Here is a 16,992-nt window from a genome sequence, read left to right on the forward strand (position 1 = left end):
TCCGGGTCAGCTCATCGCGAAGCCCTGATAGCCCGCCTCGGCCGCCTCCCGGCATTTCTGCCGATAGGTGCCGACGCCGCCGGTATAGGACAGCACCCGGCGCGGCTTGCCCGGCACGTTCGAGCCCGTGTACCACGAGTTCGTCCGTGCGATCAGCGTCGCGTTCGCCACCTCGTCATGGTGCCGCACCCAGGCCTCCTCGCCCTCGGCGGTGGGTTCGATCACCGTCTTGTTCGAACCGCGCAGCGAGCGGATGCAGTCGGTGATCCATTCCGTCTGCTGCTGCAGGCAGGTGGTCATGTTGCACAGCGCGGCCGAGGGGGCGAGCGGTGCGCCGGTCATGAACAGGTTCGGGAAGCCGTGCTTCTGCATGCCGAGCGTGGTGCGGATCTCGCGGCCCCATTCCTCGGCAAGCTTCATCCCGTCGCGGCCGGTGATGTCGATGCGCGACAGCGCCCCCGAGCCCGCGTCGAAGCCCACCGCCATGATGATGACATCGAGCGGATAGACCGTGCCGTCGGCAAGCTTCACCCCCTCGGGCACGATCTCGGCGATCGGGTTGTCGCGCACGCTCACCGCCTCGACATTGTCGCGCAGATAGACCTCGAGATAGTTCATCTCGAGCGGCACACGATGCGTGCCGAAGCCATAGTCGCCGGGCTTCGGCACCAGGATGTCGATGAGCTTCGGGTCCTTCAGCCGCGCCGTCATCTTCTCGCGCACGAAATCCGAAACCTCGGCACTCACCGCCTCGTCGAAGAAGATCTCGGCGAAGGAGGCCAGCCACAGCCTCAGCGAGCCGTCGGCATGGATCTCCTCGAGCACCGCGCGGCGCTCCTCGGGGCTCAGATCGGCCCATTTGTGCTGGAAGTCGTATTCGAAGCCGGTGAAGCTGTGCGGCAGGTTCTGCTTCAGCTCGCCGAAGCGGCCCTTGTACCAGTGTTCCTCGTCCGGACCGTATTTCGGGTTCTTCATCGGCAGCACGTATTGCGGCGTGCGCACGAAGACCTTGAGATCGCCGACCTCGTTCGCGATCGTCTGGATCACCTGGATCCCGGTCGCGCCGATGCCGATCACGCCGACCCGCTTGCCGGCAAGGTCGAGCCCGCCCTTCGGATAGCGCGCGGTGTGCAGGATCGTGCCGTTGAAGCTCTCCTGCCCCGGAAAGCGGTTCTCGAGTGGCGCCGAGAGCATGCCGGTGCAGCCGATCAGGAATTGCGTGTCCCAGCTTTCGCCGGTGTCGGTCTCGACGCGCCAGCGCCCGGTCGCGGCGTCGAACTCGGCCTTCGTCACCCGCGCACCGAAGGTGTAGTCCTTGCGCAGGTCGAGCCGGTCGGCGATGTAGTTCATCCAGCGCTCGATCTCGGGCTGGGCCGGGAAGCGCTCGCTCCAGGTCCAGTCCTTGTAGAGATCCTCGTCGAAGAGATACTGGTAGATATAGCTCTCGGAGTCGAATTTCGCGCCCGGGTAGCGGTTCCAGTACCAGGTGCCGCCGACATTGGTGCCGGCCTCGACGCCGTGCACGCTCATGCCTTCCTGGCGCAGCTGGTAAAGCTGGTACAGCCCCGCGACCCCGGCCCCGATGATGAGCGCGTCGATTTTCTGTGTCACGTCGATCCTCCCTTGATCTGCATGTGGTCCTGCATCGGCCCGGCCGCCTCCCAACGGTCGGGCTGTGACAAGGCTAGGCGAGGGCCGTGGCGCGGGTCTTGAAGGTTTCGCGGCGATCTTTGAACGAAACGGGAGGGCGCGGTGCGGCCATCCGCACGCGCAGCGCGCCCGGTCCCGGGGCCGGGACGACCGGCATGATCGACCCGGCGCGGAACGCAGTCGCCGTCGGCCCGCGGAAAAGCGGATTTTCAGCCCCTCCCCGCTCGCCGTTCTTGACAGAAAGCCGCGCAGGCCTGCTTATAGAACGAACGTTCGAACCATGATTCGGACGGAGGGAGGAACATTCTGATGGCAACACCCGGCAACAGTCGCGGCACTGTGGTCGATCAGGCGGACATGCGTGAAAGCCTGCTTGAAACCGCAGTCGAGATGTTTTCCGAGAAGGGGTTCAGCGGGACCTCCATTCGCGACATCGCGCGCGAACATGGCGTCAGCCTGTCGAACATCTATTACTACTTCAGCAACAAGGAAGGCCTGTGGCGCGAGATCATGAACCGCTCGGTGCGCAGCCTGCCGGGCCGGTTGCGGGCCGCCATCGCCCAGGCCGACACCCCGCGCGCCCAGCTTGACGCGCTGATCCGCGAACATCTGCGCGCCGGAGTGGAGCATCAGCGCGAGCTTCTGATGCTGCTGACCGAACAGGGGCAGCTCGGCGAGGACAGCTCGCGCGAGACGCTCGAGATCCAGCGCGAGATCCTCGAGATCTACACCGCTGTCCTCGAGGCGCTCTCGGCCGAGGGCGCGCTGCACGAAGGCCACATCCGCGTCGCGGTCTTCAACATCCTCGGCGTCGTCAACTGGCACCTGCGCTGGTACCGCGCCGACGGCCCGCTGCCCGCCGACACGCTGCATCAGGAAATCACCAACTTCATCAGCCGCGCCGTCTGCCGCGACTGAGGTCGGCTGAACCGGACCCGTCATCACGGACGATAAAAGAACGGAGCGGCCCTGCCGCGCCGAAGGGAGGAGACATGGCTTTTACAATCGACATCGACACCGGCGGCACCTTCACCGACGGTTTCGTTTCCGGGCCGGGCGTGGCACGCGCGGTCAAGACCCCCACCACCCCGCACGACCTGACCGAGTGCTTCCTGGCCTGCATCACGGCCGGCGCCGGGGCGGTCGGTCTGAGCGTCGAGGCATTCCTCGAACAGACCGACGTGGTGCGCTTCGCCTCGACCGTCGGCACCAATGCGCTGATCGAGCGCAACGGCGCGAAGATCGGGCTGATCCTGTCGGAGGGCGGGCGGGCGCTGGCGCCGCTCGAAGCCGAAGGCAAGCCCGGCATCGTCAGCCCCGACATGGCGATCGAGATCGGCGCCGGGCTCAGCCCCTCGCAGGTGCTCGACCGCGCGCAGGCGCTGATCGACGCGGGCGCGCAATGCCTGGTCGTGGCGCTCGACGGCAGCGAGACCGACCCGACCCGCGAACGGGCGGTGCGGCAGGTCATCAAGGCGGAGTATCCGCGCGATTTCCTCGGTTCGATCCCGGTCTTCCTGTCGTCGGACATCACTGTGCGCAGCGGCTATGGCGAGCGGATCAACAGCGCCGTCGTCTCGGCCTATTCGCACAGCCGTCTGGCGCGGCTGCTCTACAAGGCCGAGCAGGAGCTGCGGGCGCGGCGCTATCGCGGCCCGTTCCTGATCGGCCACAATGACGGCGCGGTCGCCCGCGTGGCCAAGACCCGCGCCATCAGCACCTACAACTCGGGCCCCGCCGCGGGGCTGGTCGGCGCCCGCGCGATCGGCCGGCTCTATGGCGAAAGCGACGTGATCTCGGCCGACATGGGGGGCACCTCCTTCGACATCGGGCTGGTGAGCGACGGTCAGCTGAATGTCGCGCTGCGCCCGGGCATCGAGGGCTATCGCACCAACGTGCCGATGAACGAGGTCGAGGCGCTTGGCGCCGGCGGCGGCTCGATCGCCGCGGTGGTCGACGGGGTGCTTGTCGTCGGGCCGCGCTCGGCCGGGGCGATGCCGGGGCCGGCGTGCTTCGGGCTGGGCGGCAGCGAGCCGACGGTGACCGATTGCAACCTGGTCCTCGGCCGGATCGATCCCGACAACTTCCTCGGCGGTGCGCGCCGGCTGGACGCCGGCAAGGCCCGCGAGGCGGTGCGCCAGCATCTGGCGGAGCCGCTCGGGATCAGCCTCGAGGAGGCGGCGCTGAGCGTCGTCAACCAGGTTGACAGCAGCGTGGGCGCGGCCATCGCGGCGCTGCGACACACCGCCAAGAGCGACCCGCTGCTCACGGTCTATGGCGGGGCCGGTCCGCTCCACGCCTGCCGCGTGGCCGAGATGGCGGGGCTGAGCCGGATCGCGATCACCCCCTTCTCGGCGGTGTTCTCGGCCTTTTCCTCCTCGCTGATGGATGTCGGGCACGGCTACATGTGCGCGGTCGAGGCCGAGGGCGGCACGCCCGGGCTGCGCGAGAAGGTGGCGGGGCTCGTCGCCGGCATGCAGGCGACCGCGCTGCGCGACATGCGCGGCGAGGGCTTCGACCCCGACAGCCTGTCGTGGCACCTGAACGCGATCCTGCGCCGCAAGGACGGGTCCGAGGCGCAGGTCTCGGTCGAGGTGGCCGACCCGCTCGCCCCGGCGACCCTTGCCGCCCTGCACGAGGCGATCGCGGCGCGCGTTCCCGATGCGGCGCAATTCGCCACCGTCGGCCTTTTCGCCTCGGCCCCGGTGCCGCATTTCAGCTTTGCCGAGCGCACCCTCGGCGCGCCTGCCGCCGATGCGGCGCAGACCGGCCGGCGCGCGGTGATCTGCGGCCCGGGCCCGGCCGCCGATGTGCCGGTCTTCGACCTCGAGCGGCTCTGCCCCGGCCATGCCCTGACCGGCCCGGCCCTGCTCGAAAGCGACAAGACCACGATCTGGGTCGCGCCCGGCTGGCAGGCCCGCATCGACCGTTTCGCCAACCTGCTGCTGACGAAAGGCTGAGGACATGACCCTTCGCATCACGGAAAACCTGGCCATCGACCTTGCCACCGAGGAATGGTGCTGCGTCGCCTGCGGCCACCGCCTTGCCCCGGCGCGGGCGAATTACAAGACCGGCTGCCTCGTCGCCGAGGTGCCGCTGGCCGAGGCGCATCCGCCGCTGGTCCAGGGCGCGGCCTACAGCTTCACCCCCGACCCGGACTTCTGCCGGCTGGTGGAGTTCTACTGCCCGTCCTGCGCCACGGTGCTGGAAAACGAATACCTGCCGCCGGGCCATCCGCTGACCCATGACATCGAGCTCGACATCGATGCGCTGAAGGCAAAGCACGGGGGCGCGGCATGAGCGGCCTCGGCGCCATCGAGGCCCTGCGCGGCGGGCTGCACTGGACCGCCCCGATCCTGATGCCCTCGGCCGCCGCCTTCGGCGCAAGGCTCGAGGCAAGGCCGCTCGCCGATCTCGCCGAACCGCAGGCGCTGGCCGGCGCCGCGGTGGCGGCGGCGCGGTTCCTCGGCGCGGATGCGGTCTGGGTCAGCGCGGCCCCCGCCGCCGGCCTCACCCTGTCGGCCGCCGCGCATCGCGATGCGGTGACCCGGGCCGCGGCCGCAGCGGGGCGGCTGAAACTCGCGGTGCTGGCCGAGATCCCCGGCCCGATCGCCCGCGCCCGGGCCCTTGGCGGCGATCTGGACGCGGCGCTGCGCGAGATCAAGCCGGGGCTGATCGAGGAGTTCGAGGCGCTGTCGCGGCTGCGTCCCGACATCATCGTGCTGCGCGAACCTGCGGCAAGCGGCGAGGAGGCCGCAAACCGCAGCCTGCCACGCCTCTATGGCGCGCTGAAACGCCTGGCCGAGCATTTCGACATCCTGAAGGGCATGTGGCCCGCCCTGCCCGAGATGACCGGCCCGGCCCGTCCGGACCTGTCCTTCGCCCCCGCTCCGGACGCGCCGGAGGCCGGGCCGGTGACGGGCGAGCGGGCGCTGGCCATCGCGCCGGACTGGTCGGACGCGCCAGGCTTCGGCGCCGCCCTGCAACGTGGCCGCGGCGCCGCGGCCGCAGCCGGCCTGCCGCTGATCGTCAGCGGCTGTGCGGGCCTTGCCCATGACACCGAACCGCAGCTGGCCCGCGCGGCCATCGCAACCATAACGGAGCGCGCCTGAGGCGCCGCTTCGATCAGGGAGGAACCCATGACTTACGATGTTGGCATCGACATCGGCGGCACCTTTACCGATCTGTGCGCCATCGCCGAAGATGGCACGCTGATCACCGCCAAATCGCCCACCACCCATTACGACCTGTCGGTCGGACTGATCCGCGGCCTGCGCGAGCTGGGCAAGCGCGCCGGTCTGGCCCAGGACAGCTTCCTCGGCCAGGTCGAGGCGCTGCGCTATTCCACCACGATCGGCACCAACGCGCTGATCGAGCGCAAGGGGCCGCGCCTCGGGCTGATCACCACCGCGGGCTTCGAGGACACGATCTTCATCGGCCGCTCGCGCAGCTGGGCCGACGGCATGGCCTTCCACGAGATCCGCGACATGGCGGTGATCCGCAAGCCCGAGCCGCTGGTCGCCCCCGACATGGTGATGGGCCTGTCCGAGCGGCTCGATTGCAACGGCCGGGTGATCCGCGCCCTCGACCCCGACGAGCTGCGCGAGAAGCTGCAGACGCTGGTCGACCGCGGCGTGCAGGGGATCGTGGTCAGCCTGCTGTGGTCGTTCATGAACCCCGCGCATGAGCGCGAGATCCGCCGCATCATCGAGGAGGAATATCCCGAGGAATTCCTCGGCTCGATGCCGGTCACGCTGGCCTCCGAGGTCTCGCCCAAGGCGGGCGAATACACCCGCACGATGACGGCGCTGGTCAACGCCTACATCCACGGCGTGATGATGCAGGAACTGGGCGATCTGACCCACAACCTGCGCCGGGCGAACTATCGCCGGCCGCTGATCCTCGTGCACAACACCGGCGGATCGAAGAAGGTCTCGCGCACCCGGGCGGTGCTGACCCACAACGCGGGGCCGGTGGCGGGGATGTACGGCGCCGCGCTGATCGGCGCGCAGGAGGGCGTGAAGGACATCGTCTTCGCCGACATGGGGGGCACCTCCTTCGACATCGGCGTGCTCGCCGGGGGGGTGCTGCGGGCGCAGGACTTCATTCCGGTCATCGACCGCTGGCGCACCAATATCCCGGCGATCGAGGTGCGCTCGATCGGCGCGGGCGGCGGTTCGATCGCCTGGATCAACCAGGCCATGGGCGGCCAGCTCGAGGTCGGGCCGCAGTCGGCGGGCTCGGTGCCGGGCCCGGCGTGCTACGACCAGGGCGGGCAGGAACCGACCGTGACCGATGCCGATCTGGTGCTCGGCTATGTCAACCCGGACAACTACCTCGGCGGCGCCATGCTGCTTGATCCCGATGCCGCGCACGAGGCGATCCGCAGCCGCATCGCCGAGCCGCTGGGGATCTCGGTGCTCGAGGCCGCCTGGCGCATCCGCCGCCTGATCGACGCCCGCATGGGGCAGGAGATGTTCAACGAGGTCGCGCTCAAGGGCCATAACCCGCGCAGGTTCGCGGTCTATGCCTGCGGCGGCGCAGGGGCGGGCCATGCCTGCGGCTTCGCGCGCCATGTCGGCGCCACCACGATCATCGTGCCGGCGATGTCCTCGGTCTCGGGGGCCTTCGGCGCCTCGTCGATGGAGATCCGCCAGGTCTGGGAGCAGTCGCGCAGCCTGCGGCTGTTCGACTTCAGGACCCAGACCTATCTGGCCGATCCCGAAGCGCTGAACGCGGTGATCGCCGATCTGACCGACCGCGCCACCCGCGATCTCAAGCTCGAGGGGTTCGACGCCGACCGCATCGCCTTCACGCTTGAATTCGACATGCGCTATGGCTCGCAATACCACCTGACGCGGGTGACCTCGCCGACGCTGAGCTTTGCCGGTGCCGATGACTTCCGTGCCCTGTGCGACCGGTTCGAGGCGCAATATGCCACGGTCTATTCGCCCGAGGCGGCCTTCCCCTCGGGCGGGATCGCGATCGAGGCGATCTTCGTCACCGCCGCCATCCGGCAGGAGCCGCGCCGGCTGAACGGCAGCGACGAGACCCCGCATCACCCCGAGCCCGGCGCGATCCGCCCGGCCTGCTTCGACGCGGCCGAGGGCATGGTCGACACCCCGGTCCACGACTGGACCGCGCTGCGCCCCGGCGCCGAGATCCCCGGTCCCGCGATCATCGAGGCGCCCGACACGACCTATGTGATCGAACCGGGCTGGATCTACCGCATGAACCGCCTGCGCAACGGCATCATTACCGCGCAGGGCTGAAACGGCACAACAGGGCGGCGGTCCCGCCACGGGACTGCCCGTCCAAGGGAGGACAGAATGAACGCACCGATGACCATCCGCTACAGCCGCGACACCGAGGTCGTGCAACGGCTGCGCCCGGAACCGCCCTCCGACCGCGAGGCGCGGGCGATGGAGGGGCTGAACGATCTGGAATACGAGATCTTCACCCACAAGCTGCACATGATCGCGCTCGAGGGCAAGGAAACCACGATGAAGCTGGGCGCTTCGACCGCGATGCGGTGGGGCGACGTGGCCTTCGGCATCTATACCGCACAGGGCGATCTGGCGGTCTGTGCCACCGGCATCTATCACCACGCGGTGCTGAGCCAGCTGCCGGTGAAATACCTCGTCAAGCATCTGGCCCATGACCCGACCGTGGGCCTGAAGGAGGGCGACGCCTTCTTCTACAACGACCCCTTCTATGGCGGCGTGCACAATGCCGACATGGGCCTGTGCATCCCGGTCTTCTCCGGCGGCGAGCTGGTGTGCTTCATCGGCGCGGCGGTCCACACCGGCGAATGCGGCGGCTCGGAGCCGGGCGGCATGGTGAACGGGGCGAAGTCGCGCTACGACGAGGGGCTGATGTGCCCGCCGATCAAGATCGGCGAGAACTTCGCGCTGAAGGAGGATCTTCTGGGTCTTCTGGCCACCGCGACCCGCGATCCGCGCACCATGGTGCTCGACATCAAGGCGCGCCTTGCCGCCGCGCGCATCGCCGAGCGGCGCCTGCACGACTATCTGGCCGAGATCGGCCCGGATTTCCTCGTCGGCGGGCTGCGCCGGATCCTGAAGCAGACCGGCGAGGCGGCGCGCGCGCGCATCGCCACGCTCAATGACGGCATCTATCGCCAGCCGCGCTTCATGGACACGACCGGGCCGGAATCGGCGCTGCTGAAGATCAATCTGACGATCGAGAAGAAGGGCGACCGGATCAAGCTGATCCTGAACGGATCCTCGCCGATGCTGCACGACCGGCCGGTGAACACCTATTTCCAGGGCCTGCTGGGGATGGCGATGGTCTATGTCTGCGGCTGGCTGATGCCCGACCTGCCCGCCAACAACGGCCTGCTCGAGGCGGTGGACTGGGAGTTCCCGGAAAACAGCTTCATCAATCCCAACGGCGACGTGCCGGTGTCCTATGCCCCCGCGACGATGGTGGCCTTCAGCCAGGGCATGTTCATGGCCGGGGCGAAGCTCGCCTATGCCACCGATCCCTCGCGCGCGGCCGGGGCCTGGTACACCGGCTTTGCGGTGACGGTCTTCGGCGGCTTCAACCAGTGGGGCGAGCCGATGGCCGACATCACCCCCGAGATCAACGCCACCGGTGCGGGCGGCCGCCCGGGCATGGATGGCGTCGATGTCGCCGGCGCCTTCTTCGCCACGATGAGCGATTGCGGCGATGTCGAAACCACCGAGGCCGAGCGCCCCTTCCTCTATACCTTCCGGAATTTCTTCGACAATTCCTATGGTCACGGGAAATACCGCGGCGGTTCCGGCGTCGGCATGGGGATCAAGGTGCACGGCGTGCCGATGGTGGCGCTCGGCTCGATGGGGTTCGGCTCGCATTTCCCGGCCACGCTCGGCATCTTCGGCGGGCGGGCGGCGCCGCCGGCCTTCGTGCAGACGGTGCGCGGATCGAACCTCGAGGCGCTGATGGCGGAAGGCGCCCCCCTGCCCCGCACCATGGCCGAGCTTTACGCCGGCACCCCCGAGGAAGGGCAGCGCGACTACCTCAACCTTGCCCATGCGCCGGCGCTGTTCCAGGGCGGCGACACCTTCTATGTGCCGATCTCGGGCGGGGCGGGCTATGGCGACGTGCTGCAGCGCGACCCCGAGGCGGTGGCGCGCGACGTGGCGATGGGGCGCTGTGCCGCCTCCGCGGCGCGGGACATCTACGCCGTCGCGATCAATCCCCGCACCGGACTGGCCGATCCGGCCGAGACCGACGCCCTGCGCGCGACCCGGCGCAAGGCCCGGCTCGCCCGCGCCAAACCCTATGACGCCTTCGTCGCCGAATGGGCGCAGCAATCGCCGCCCGAAGCGGTGCTGCGCTACTACGGCCCCTGGCAGGACGCGGCCGCCTGAGCGGGCGGGGAAAGGAAGACACGCGATGACGACCCCGACCACCATCCACGGCCTGCTGTCCCGGCAGGCCGCCCGATACGGGCAACGCCGGTTCCTGACCTTCGGCGAGACCGAGCTCAGCTTTGCCGGGATGGAGGCCCTCTCCTGCCGGGCGGCGGCGGGCCTTGCCGGCCTCGGCGTCGGCAAGGGCGACGCCGTCGCCCTGATGCTCGACAATTGCGTCGAATACCTGGCGCTGTGGTTCGGCCTGTCGCGTCTCGGCGCGGTGGAAGTGCCGCTGAACACGGCCCACCGCGGCGCGGTTCTCGCGCATATGCTGCGGCTGTCGAAGGCCCGGGTCGTCATCCTCGACCCCGGCTACCTGCCGGCGCTCGACGCGGTGCGGGGGGAAATCCCCTGGCCGCTGACGGTGGTGACGCGCGGTGCGGCGCCTGCGGGATGCCTGCCGCTCGAGCGGCTGATGGCAAGCGAGACGCCCCCGCCCGAGGTGACGGTCTCGGCCGGCGATCCCTATGCGATCATGTTCACCTCGGGCACCACCGGGCTGTCGAAGGGCGCGCTGATGCCGCAAGGCTATGCGATCGCCGCCGCAAGCCAGGTCTGCGCCGCCACCGGCTATGGCGAGGACGACTGCCTCTACAACGCCCTGCCGCTGTTTCACGGCAATGCGCAGATCCTGTCGGCCCTGCCCGCTCTGATGGCCGGCGCGCGCACCGTGCTGGTGCCGAAATTCTCCGCCAGCCGCTTCTGGGAGGATCTGCGCAGCCAGGGCTGCACCGCCTTCAACTACATCGGCACCATCCTCTCGGTGCTGATGAAGGCCCCCGAAAGCCCCGCGGACCGCGCCCACAGCCTGCGGGTGATGATGGGCGCCGGCGCCGGCAAGGGCCTGTTCGAGGCCTTCGAGGCGCGCTTCGGCGTCACCCTGATCGAGGGCTATGGCATGAGCGAGATCGGCGTGCCGATCATGGCCGATCCCGCCCGCGCCCGTCCCGGCTCCTGCGGCCGGCAGACCCCGCATTACGAGCTGATGCTGATCGACGCGGCGGGCGAACCGATCACCACCCCCGACACCCCCGGCCAGCTCCTGGTGCGGCCGAAGGCGCCGCATGGCATGATGATCGAATATGTCGGCATGCCGGAAAAGACCGTCGAGGCCTTCCGCGACCTGTGGTTCCACACCGGCGATCTGTTGCAGGTGGATGCCGAGGGCTTCTGGTATTTCCTCGACCGCGACAAGGATGCCCTGCGCCGGCGCGGCGAGAACATCTCGTCCTTCGAAGTTGAAAGGATCCTGAACGCCGAGGCGAGCGTGCGCGAATGCGCGGTGATCCCGGTGCCCTCCGAGCTGGGCGAGGACGAGGTGATGGCCTGCGTCGTGGCGGCCGAGGGCGCGCCGCGCGACCCGGCCGCACTGCGCGCCGCCTGTGCGGGCAAGATGGCCGAGTTCATGCTGCCGCGCTTCATCCGCTATGTGCCGGATCTGCCCAAGACCGCCACCGCCCGGGTCGAGAAGCACCGGCTGAAGGCCGAGGGCGTCACCCCCGACACCTGGGATTACGAGGCGGGCGGGAAGGCGGCGCGGGCATGACCGGCGTCCCCGCTCCCGAACTCCCGCCCGAGCTGGCCGCGCAATTCGCGCTGGCCGCGGATGGCACCGTGCTGCTGCGGGCGTCGCGGCCGGCGCAGGGCGACGCGGTGATCTTTCCGCCGCGGCTCTATGCCGGCGACGGGCTCGACACGACGACCGAAGTGCTGATCCCGGGCGACGGCCGGGTGAATTGCCTGACGCGGGTGCGGGTGCGCCCGCCCTATGGGCTGCCGCCGGGCTATGTCATCGGCTTCGTCGACCTCGAGGCCGCGCCGCTGCGCCTGTTCGGCCTGTTCGCGCCCGAGGATGCCGACAGCCTGGCCCCGGGCAGCCGGGTGCGGCTGAGCCTGATGCCGCTTGGCACCGACAATGACGCAACCCCCTGCCTGCGCCCGGTCTTCGTGCCCGCCGCAGAGCCCCTGACGGAGACCCGGCCATGACCCAGCCCTGGATTGCAGGTTGCGGCCTGACCGCCTTCGGCCGGCACGAGGACACCAGCCTCGAGGCCCTGGCCGCGCGCGCCGCGCGCGAGGCGCTGCTGCAGGCCGGGCTGCCCCCGCGCCGCATCGGCATGGCCGTCTTCGCCAATGCGCTGGCGGCACGGCTGTCGGGCAGCCTGACCATGGGGCAGGACGTGCTGGCCCATGTCGGCATCGCCGGCTGCGCGGTGATGAATGTGGAAAACGCCTGCACCTCGGGTTCGACCGCGGTCCATATCGCCGCGCTGGCGATCCGCGCCGGCGAGGTGGACGCCGCGCTGGTGGTCGGGGCGGAGAAGATGTTCCACCCCGCGCTCGGGCTGATCGATTCCGGCAAGACGCTCGCCGACACGCTGCTCGGCCGGGTCACGCCGGCGGGATTTGCGCTGCGGGCAAGCCGCCACATGGCGCGCTTCGGCACCACCGCCGACCAGCTTGCGGCGGTGTCGGTGAAGAACCGGCGCGCGGCCGCGGGCAACCCGCTCGCGATGATGCGCACGCCGCTGACGCTGGCCGAGGTGCTGGCCGCGCCGCTGGTCGTCGACCCGCTGACGCGGCTGCAATGCTCGCCCGTCGCCGATGGCGCGGCGGCCCTCGTGCTGGTCAGCGAGCGGCTGGCGCGGCAGTGCGGCGCGCGGGCCCGGCTGCGCGCCACCGTGCTGACCAGCGGGTCCTATGACCCGATGGCGGAGCTGTCGGAATGGGAGACCGACAGCCGCACCGCCCGCCTCGCGTGGGAGCGCGCGGAGGCGGGCGTCGAGGAGATCTCGGTCGTCGAATGCCATGACGCCTTCTCGATCGCGGAGATCCTGCATTACGAGGGGCTCGGCCTGTGCCCCGTCGGCGAGGGCGGACGCTATGCCGAACGGCTGCTCGCGGGCGACAGCGCCTGCGTGCCGGTGAACCCCTCGGGCGGGCTCCTGTCGCGCGGCCATCCGGTCGCCGCGACCGGCATCGCCCAGATCATCGAAGTCACGCGCCATCTGCACCGGCAGGGCGCGCCGGGCCGCCTTGGCCTTGCCCATTGCATGGGCGGCGACAAGGAGGCCGACACCAAATCCTGCACCATCGCGATCGTCGAAAGCGCCTGAGTGCAGGGCAATTTCCAGGGAGGAGACCACGGAAATGACGGACAGACAGAGACTTGACGGCAAGGTCGCGCTGATCACCGGCGCGGGCGGGGCGATCGGCGGCGCGGCGGCGCGGCTGATGGCGGCACGCGGCGCGCGGATCGTCGGGGTGGACCGCGACCCGGCGGCGCTCGACCGGCTGGCGGAGGCAATCCCCGGCTGCATCACCACCACCGCCGACGTCTCGCGCGAGGAAGATGTCGGCGCCTATGTGAAGACGGCGGTGGAGGCCGCGGGCCGCATCGACATCTTCTTCAACAATGCCGGGATCGAGGGGCAGTTCCACCCGATCGGCGCCTATCCGACCGAGGATTTCCGCCGTGTCATCGACATCAACCTGATCGGCGCCTTCCTTGGCTACAAGCATGTGGTGCCGGTGATGCTGGCGGGGGGCGGCGGCTCGATCATCGTCACCTCCTCGGTGGGCGGGCTGGTCGGCACGCCGCTGATCCCGGCCTATACCGCCAGCAAGCATGCGGTGATCGGGCTGATGCGCACCGTCGCCGCCGAGGTCGGCGCGGCGGGAGTGCGCTCGAACTCGGTGCATCCGGGGCCGATCGAGTCGCGGATGATGGCCGATGTCGAAAAGGGCATGGGCGCCGCGATCCCCGGCGGCGCGGTGCGCGAGATCATGACGCAGATGGTGCCGATGCGCCGCTATGGCACCCCTGAGGAGGTGGCCGAACTGGTGGCCTTCCTCGGCTCCGATGCGGCGAGCTTCATCAACGGCGCCACGATGACGGTGGATGGCGGCTTCACCGCCGTCTGACCCGCCCCCTCCCCCTCGCCACGACCACAGATCCGCCCACCGGACGGGCGGAGAACGGCACGGCCCTGCGCCATGCCGGGCGGGGGGGGGCATGTCCGGCCCACAGACAGAGGAGGAGACAGAATGGAACGGACCCGCTTGCATCTCGTGGCCGCGATGACGGCAGTTGCGCTTTCCGCCGGGGCGGCCCAGGCGATCGACGTGGCCCCCGGCGATTACACCCTGCTGCCCGCAGACACCCGCGTGCTGCTGCAGTATTTCCAGTATTCCACCACCGACAGCCTGCATTTCGACGGCGTCGGCAAGGTCCCCGGCTCCGGCATCGACGCCGTCACCGGCGTGTCGCGCGTGCTCTATTACGGCGATGCGGACGGGCTGCGCTACGGGCTTCAGGCCTATCTGCCCTTCGGCAGCTTCACCGAAGCCAAGATCGGCGGCGGCCCCGTGCCCGAGGCCAATGGCCTTGGCGACCTGACGGTCGGCGCGACGGTCTGGCTGGCCGCGCCCGAAAACCCGGCACAGGGCACCACCTTTGCCCTCACCGCCTTCCTGACCGCGCCCACCGGCACTTACGACCCGGCCGGCGTCAGCATCGGCAGCGGCACCTGGACGCTGACGCCCCAGGTCGCGCTGATCCAGGGCTTTGGCAACGGCTGGTTCTTCGACGGTATCGCCGATGTCGCGCTCAGCCGCGACCATGACGAGAACGGCGCGAAGATCAGCCATGACCCGAGCTGGCAGCTGCAGGCCTACCTGCGCTACCAGCCGACGCCGACGCGCTCGATCTCCGTCGGCTATTCCGGCAAGTCGGGGGGCGAGACCTATGTGAACGGCGCCTATAGCGGCACCAGGACACGGGTGGACACGCTGCGGCTCTTCGCCAACCAGTTCGTCTCGCCCACGATGCAGGTTCAGGGCATGATCTCGAAGGATTTCAATGCCAAGGGCGGGGCGGACAATCTGGTGACCCAGATCCGCCTGCTGAAGATGTTCTGAGACCCGCCCGCGCCCCGGAAGACCGCCCGTGTGACCACGGGCGGTCTTTTCGTCAGGCCCGGTCGCGGGTCTCGAACATCGGACCACCGCGCCAGCGCGGATAGCCGTAGCCGTGGATCTCGACGAGGTCGATATCGGCCGGCGCGCGAGCGATGCCCTCGTGCAGAATCGCGCGGCCCTCGGCGGCCATCTCGCCCACCAGATGTTGCGCGATCGCCTCGGGCGCCATGGCGGAGGCCGGCGCCAGCTGCGACGACAGCAGCTCGGCAACCGCCGGCGAGGGCTGCGGCCGGCGCTCGCCCGGCGCATAGTCATACCAGCCGCCGCCGGTCTTCTGCCCCTTGCGCCCGGCCCGCACCAGCACGTCGCCCAGCGTCTCGGGCACCGCCTGCCCGGCCTGCCGCGCCCCCTCGCGTTGCAGGAAGGCGATGTCGAGCCCGCCCAGATCCTGCGCCTCGAACGGGCCCATGGCAAAGCCGTGGGCGCGCATCGCCGCATCGACGGCCGCGATCGCCACGCCCTGGCGCACCAGCCCCTCGGCCGCGGCGCGATAGCGTTTCAGGATGCGGTTGCCGATGAAGCCCTCGCAGATCCCGGCCTCGACCGGGATCTTGCCCAGCAGCCGCGCCAGCGCAAAGCCGGTGGCCAGCACCGCGGGCGCGGTGTCCGGCACCGGCACGATCTCGAGCAGCTTCATCACATTGGCCGGGCTGAAGAAATGCAGCCCGAGGAAGCGATGCGGGTTGGGCACGCCGGCGGCGATCAGCCGCGGATCGAGATACGAGGTATTGGTCGCCAGCACCGCATCGGCGCGGCACACCCGGCCAAGCTCGGCAAAGACCGCGCGCTTGACGCCGATCTCCTCGAACACCGCCTCGATCACCAGATCGACCCCGGCGAGCGCGGCATATTCGGTGGTGCCGGTCACCCCCGCCAGCCGCGCGGCGGCCTGCTCGGGGGTCAGCTTGCCGCGCTTGACCGCGCCGTCGAAGATCGCCTGCAGATTGGCGATGCCGCGCGCGACGGCCTCGGCGTCGCGCTCGATCAGCACGACGGGCAGGCCCGCATCGCGCAGCGCCGCGGCGATCCCCGCTCCCATCGTGCCGCCGCCGACGACCCCGGCACTGCGCAGCGGCAGCGGCTCGTGGCCGGCCAGATGCCGCGGCCGCGGCGCGGTGCGCTCGGCGAAGAACACATGGCGCAGCGCCGCGGCCTGCTCGCTGCCGCGCAGCTCGAGGAAGGTGGCGCGCTCGAAGTCCATCGCCTCGGCGAAGGGCGCCTCGACCGCCCGGCGCAGGCATGACAGCGCGCGCAGCGGCGCACCCGCCCCTTTTGCCGCTTTCGCGACCTCGGCCTCCCGGGCGGTCCAGAACCCCGCCTCGGGCGCCGCGATGGCGCGCCGCGAGATCGGCGGCGGCAGCGGACGGGTCAGTGCCTGCCGTGCGAAGGCGCACGCGGCCCCGGCCAGATCGCCCGTCACCACGGCATCGACGAGGCCGAGCGCCTGCGCCCGCGCGGCCTTCACCGGCCTGCCGGTGGTGACCAGCTCCACCGCCGCCGCGACGCCCGCCAGCCGCGGGCTGCGCACGGTGCCACCTGCGCCCGGCACGATGCCGAGCGTCACCTCGGGCAGGCCGACCGAGGCGCTGTCGAGCGCGACGCGGAAACGGCAGCCCATGGCGATCTCGAAGCCGCCGCCCAGGGCCGAGCCGTGGATCGCCGCGATCCAGGGTTTCGCCGCGCCCTCGATCCGCGCCACCAGATCGGGCAGATGCGGCGCCACCGGCGGCGTGCCGAATTCGGCGACATCGGCGCCGGCGATGAAGGTGCGCCCGGCACAGAGCAGCACCACGGCCTGCACCTCGGGATCGGCGTCGCAGGTGGCGACGGCCTCCCACAGCCCCTGGCGCAGCGCCTGTGACAGGGCGTTGACCGGCGGATTGTCGACGGTGACGGTGGCAATCGTGCCCAAACGGGCAATGCTCACGAGACTCATGGT

General features: G+C 70.0%; 13 protein-coding genes. 11 read left to right on the forward strand and 2 right to left on the reverse strand.

Features of this window, described 5'->3' with window-relative positions; genetic code table 11:
• Positions 1-6: 6 nt before the first annotated feature.
• Positions 7-1,611: a flavin-containing monooxygenase gene (locus DYS74_RS14810; protein WP_121534463.1), complete on the reverse strand. Its 1,605-nt coding sequence runs from the start codon at positions 1,609-1,611 to the stop codon at positions 7-9.
• Between the two features lie 348 nt (positions 1,612-1,959).
• Here DYS74_RS14810 and DYS74_RS14815 point away from each other — a divergent pair, with 348 nt between their 5' ends.
• The 11 genes from DYS74_RS14815 to DYS74_RS14865 all read left to right on the forward strand — a co-directional run bounded on the left by DYS74_RS14815 (position 1,960) and on the right by DYS74_RS14865 (position 14,993).
• Positions 1,960-2,568, forward strand: a complete 609-nt coding sequence (locus DYS74_RS14815) for a TetR/AcrR family transcriptional regulator (RefSeq protein WP_121534464.1) — start codon at positions 1,960-1,962, stop codon at positions 2,566-2,568.
• A gap of 74 nt (positions 2,569-2,642) precedes the next feature.
• Positions 2,643-4,610, forward strand: coding sequence for a hydantoinase/oxoprolinase family protein (locus DYS74_RS14820; RefSeq protein WP_121534465.1), 1,968 nt, complete (start codon positions 2,643-2,645; stop codon positions 4,608-4,610).
• Positions 4,611-4,614: 4 nt separating this feature from the next.
• Positions 4,615-4,950, forward strand: a complete 336-nt coding sequence (locus tag DYS74_RS14825; RefSeq protein ID WP_121534466.1) for an acetone carboxylase subunit gamma — start codon at positions 4,615-4,617, stop codon at positions 4,948-4,950.
• Positions 4,947-5,762: a hypothetical protein gene (locus DYS74_RS14830; protein WP_121534467.1), complete on the forward strand. Its 816-nt coding sequence runs from the start codon at positions 4,947-4,949 to the stop codon at positions 5,760-5,762. Before DYS74_RS14825 ends, DYS74_RS14830 begins: the two co-directional genes overlap by 4 nt.
• A 27-nt stretch (positions 5,763-5,789) precedes the next feature.
• Complete coding sequence (locus DYS74_RS14835) at positions 5,790-7,922, forward strand: hydantoinase/oxoprolinase family protein (RefSeq protein ID WP_121534468.1); 2,133 nt, start codon at positions 5,790-5,792, stop codon at positions 7,920-7,922.
• A gap of 57 nt (positions 7,923-7,979) precedes the next feature.
• On the forward strand, positions 7,980-10,028 hold the full coding sequence (locus DYS74_RS14840; RefSeq protein WP_121534469.1) for a hydantoinase B/oxoprolinase family protein: 2,049 nt from the start codon (positions 7,980-7,982) through the stop codon (positions 10,026-10,028).
• A gap of 25 nt (positions 10,029-10,053) precedes the next feature.
• Positions 10,054-11,619, forward strand: coding sequence for an AMP-binding protein (locus tag DYS74_RS14845; RefSeq protein ID WP_183077550.1), 1,566 nt, complete (start codon positions 10,054-10,056; stop codon positions 11,617-11,619).
• Positions 11,616-12,059 carry a Zn-ribbon domain-containing OB-fold protein gene (locus tag DYS74_RS14850; protein WP_121534470.1) on the forward strand — a complete coding sequence of 148 codons (444 nt, stop codon included), beginning with the start codon at positions 11,616-11,618 and terminating at the stop codon, positions 12,057-12,059. Before DYS74_RS14845 ends, DYS74_RS14850 begins: the two co-directional genes overlap by 4 nt.
• The gene (locus tag DYS74_RS14855) at positions 12,056-13,189 is read left to right on the forward strand and encodes a thiolase family protein (protein ID WP_121534471.1); all 1,134 of its coding nucleotides are present in this window, start codon (positions 12,056-12,058) and stop codon (positions 13,187-13,189) included. Before DYS74_RS14850 ends, DYS74_RS14855 begins: the two co-directional genes overlap by 4 nt.
• Positions 13,190-13,223: 34 nt before the next feature.
• On the forward strand, positions 13,224-13,997 hold the full coding sequence (locus DYS74_RS14860; protein ID WP_121534472.1) for an SDR family NAD(P)-dependent oxidoreductase: 774 nt from the start codon (positions 13,224-13,226) through the stop codon (positions 13,995-13,997).
• Between the two features lie 123 nt (positions 13,998-14,120).
• A complete protein-coding gene (locus tag DYS74_RS14865) occupies positions 14,121-14,993 on the forward strand; it encodes a transporter (RefSeq protein ID WP_245965296.1) in 873 nt (290 codons plus the stop codon).
• A 52-nt stretch (positions 14,994-15,045) separates the two neighbouring features.
• Here DYS74_RS14865 and DYS74_RS14870 read toward each other — a convergent pair whose 3' ends face one another.
• Positions 15,046-16,989, reverse strand: coding sequence for a 3-hydroxyacyl-CoA dehydrogenase NAD-binding domain-containing protein (locus DYS74_RS14870; RefSeq protein WP_121534473.1), 1,944 nt, complete (start codon positions 16,987-16,989; stop codon positions 15,046-15,048).
• Positions 16,990-16,992 lie beyond the last annotated feature (3 nt).

Origin of the sequence: Paenirhodobacter hankyongi, assembly GCF_003664585.1 — a bacterium.
Taxonomy (GTDB): Bacteria; Pseudomonadota; Alphaproteobacteria; order Rhodobacterales; family Rhodobacteraceae; genus Rhodobacter; species Rhodobacter hankyongi.

Excerpts from the sequence above, each read along its gene's own strand:
- DYS74_RS14815 (WP_121534464.1), top strand. The coding sequence starts at position 1,960 with ATGGCAACACCCGGCAACAGTCGCGGCACTGTGGTCGATCAGGCGGAC.
- DYS74_RS14820 (WP_121534465.1), top strand. The coding sequence starts at position 2,643 with ATGGCTTTTACAATCGACATCGACACCGGCGGCACCTTCACCGACGGT.
- DYS74_RS14825 (WP_121534466.1), top strand. The coding sequence starts at position 4,615 with ATGACCCTTCGCATCACGGAAAACCTGGCCATCGACCTTGCCACCGAG.
- DYS74_RS14830 (WP_121534467.1), top strand. The coding sequence starts at position 4,947 with ATGAGCGGCCTCGGCGCCATCGAGGCCCTGCGCGGCGGGCTGCACTGG.
- DYS74_RS14835 (WP_121534468.1), top strand. The coding sequence starts at position 5,790 with ATGACTTACGATGTTGGCATCGACATCGGCGGCACCTTTACCGATCTG.
- DYS74_RS14840 (WP_121534469.1), top strand. The coding sequence starts at position 7,980 with ATGAACGCACCGATGACCATCCGCTACAGCCGCGACACCGAGGTCGTG.
- DYS74_RS14845 (WP_183077550.1), top strand. The coding sequence starts at position 10,054 with ATGACGACCCCGACCACCATCCACGGCCTGCTGTCCCGGCAGGCCGCC.
- DYS74_RS14850 (WP_121534470.1), top strand. The coding sequence starts at position 11,616 with ATGACCGGCGTCCCCGCTCCCGAACTCCCGCCCGAGCTGGCCGCGCAA.
- DYS74_RS14855 (WP_121534471.1), top strand. The coding sequence starts at position 12,056 with ATGACCCAGCCCTGGATTGCAGGTTGCGGCCTGACCGCCTTCGGCCGG.
- DYS74_RS14860 (WP_121534472.1), top strand. The coding sequence starts at position 13,224 with ATGACGGACAGACAGAGACTTGACGGCAAGGTCGCGCTGATCACCGGC.
- DYS74_RS14865 (WP_245965296.1), top strand. The coding sequence starts at position 14,121 with ATGGAACGGACCCGCTTGCATCTCGTGGCCGCGATGACGGCAGTTGCG.
- DYS74_RS14870 (WP_121534473.1), bottom strand. The coding sequence starts at position 16,989 with ATGAGTCTCGTGAGCATTGCCCGTTTGGGCACGATTGCCACCGTCACC.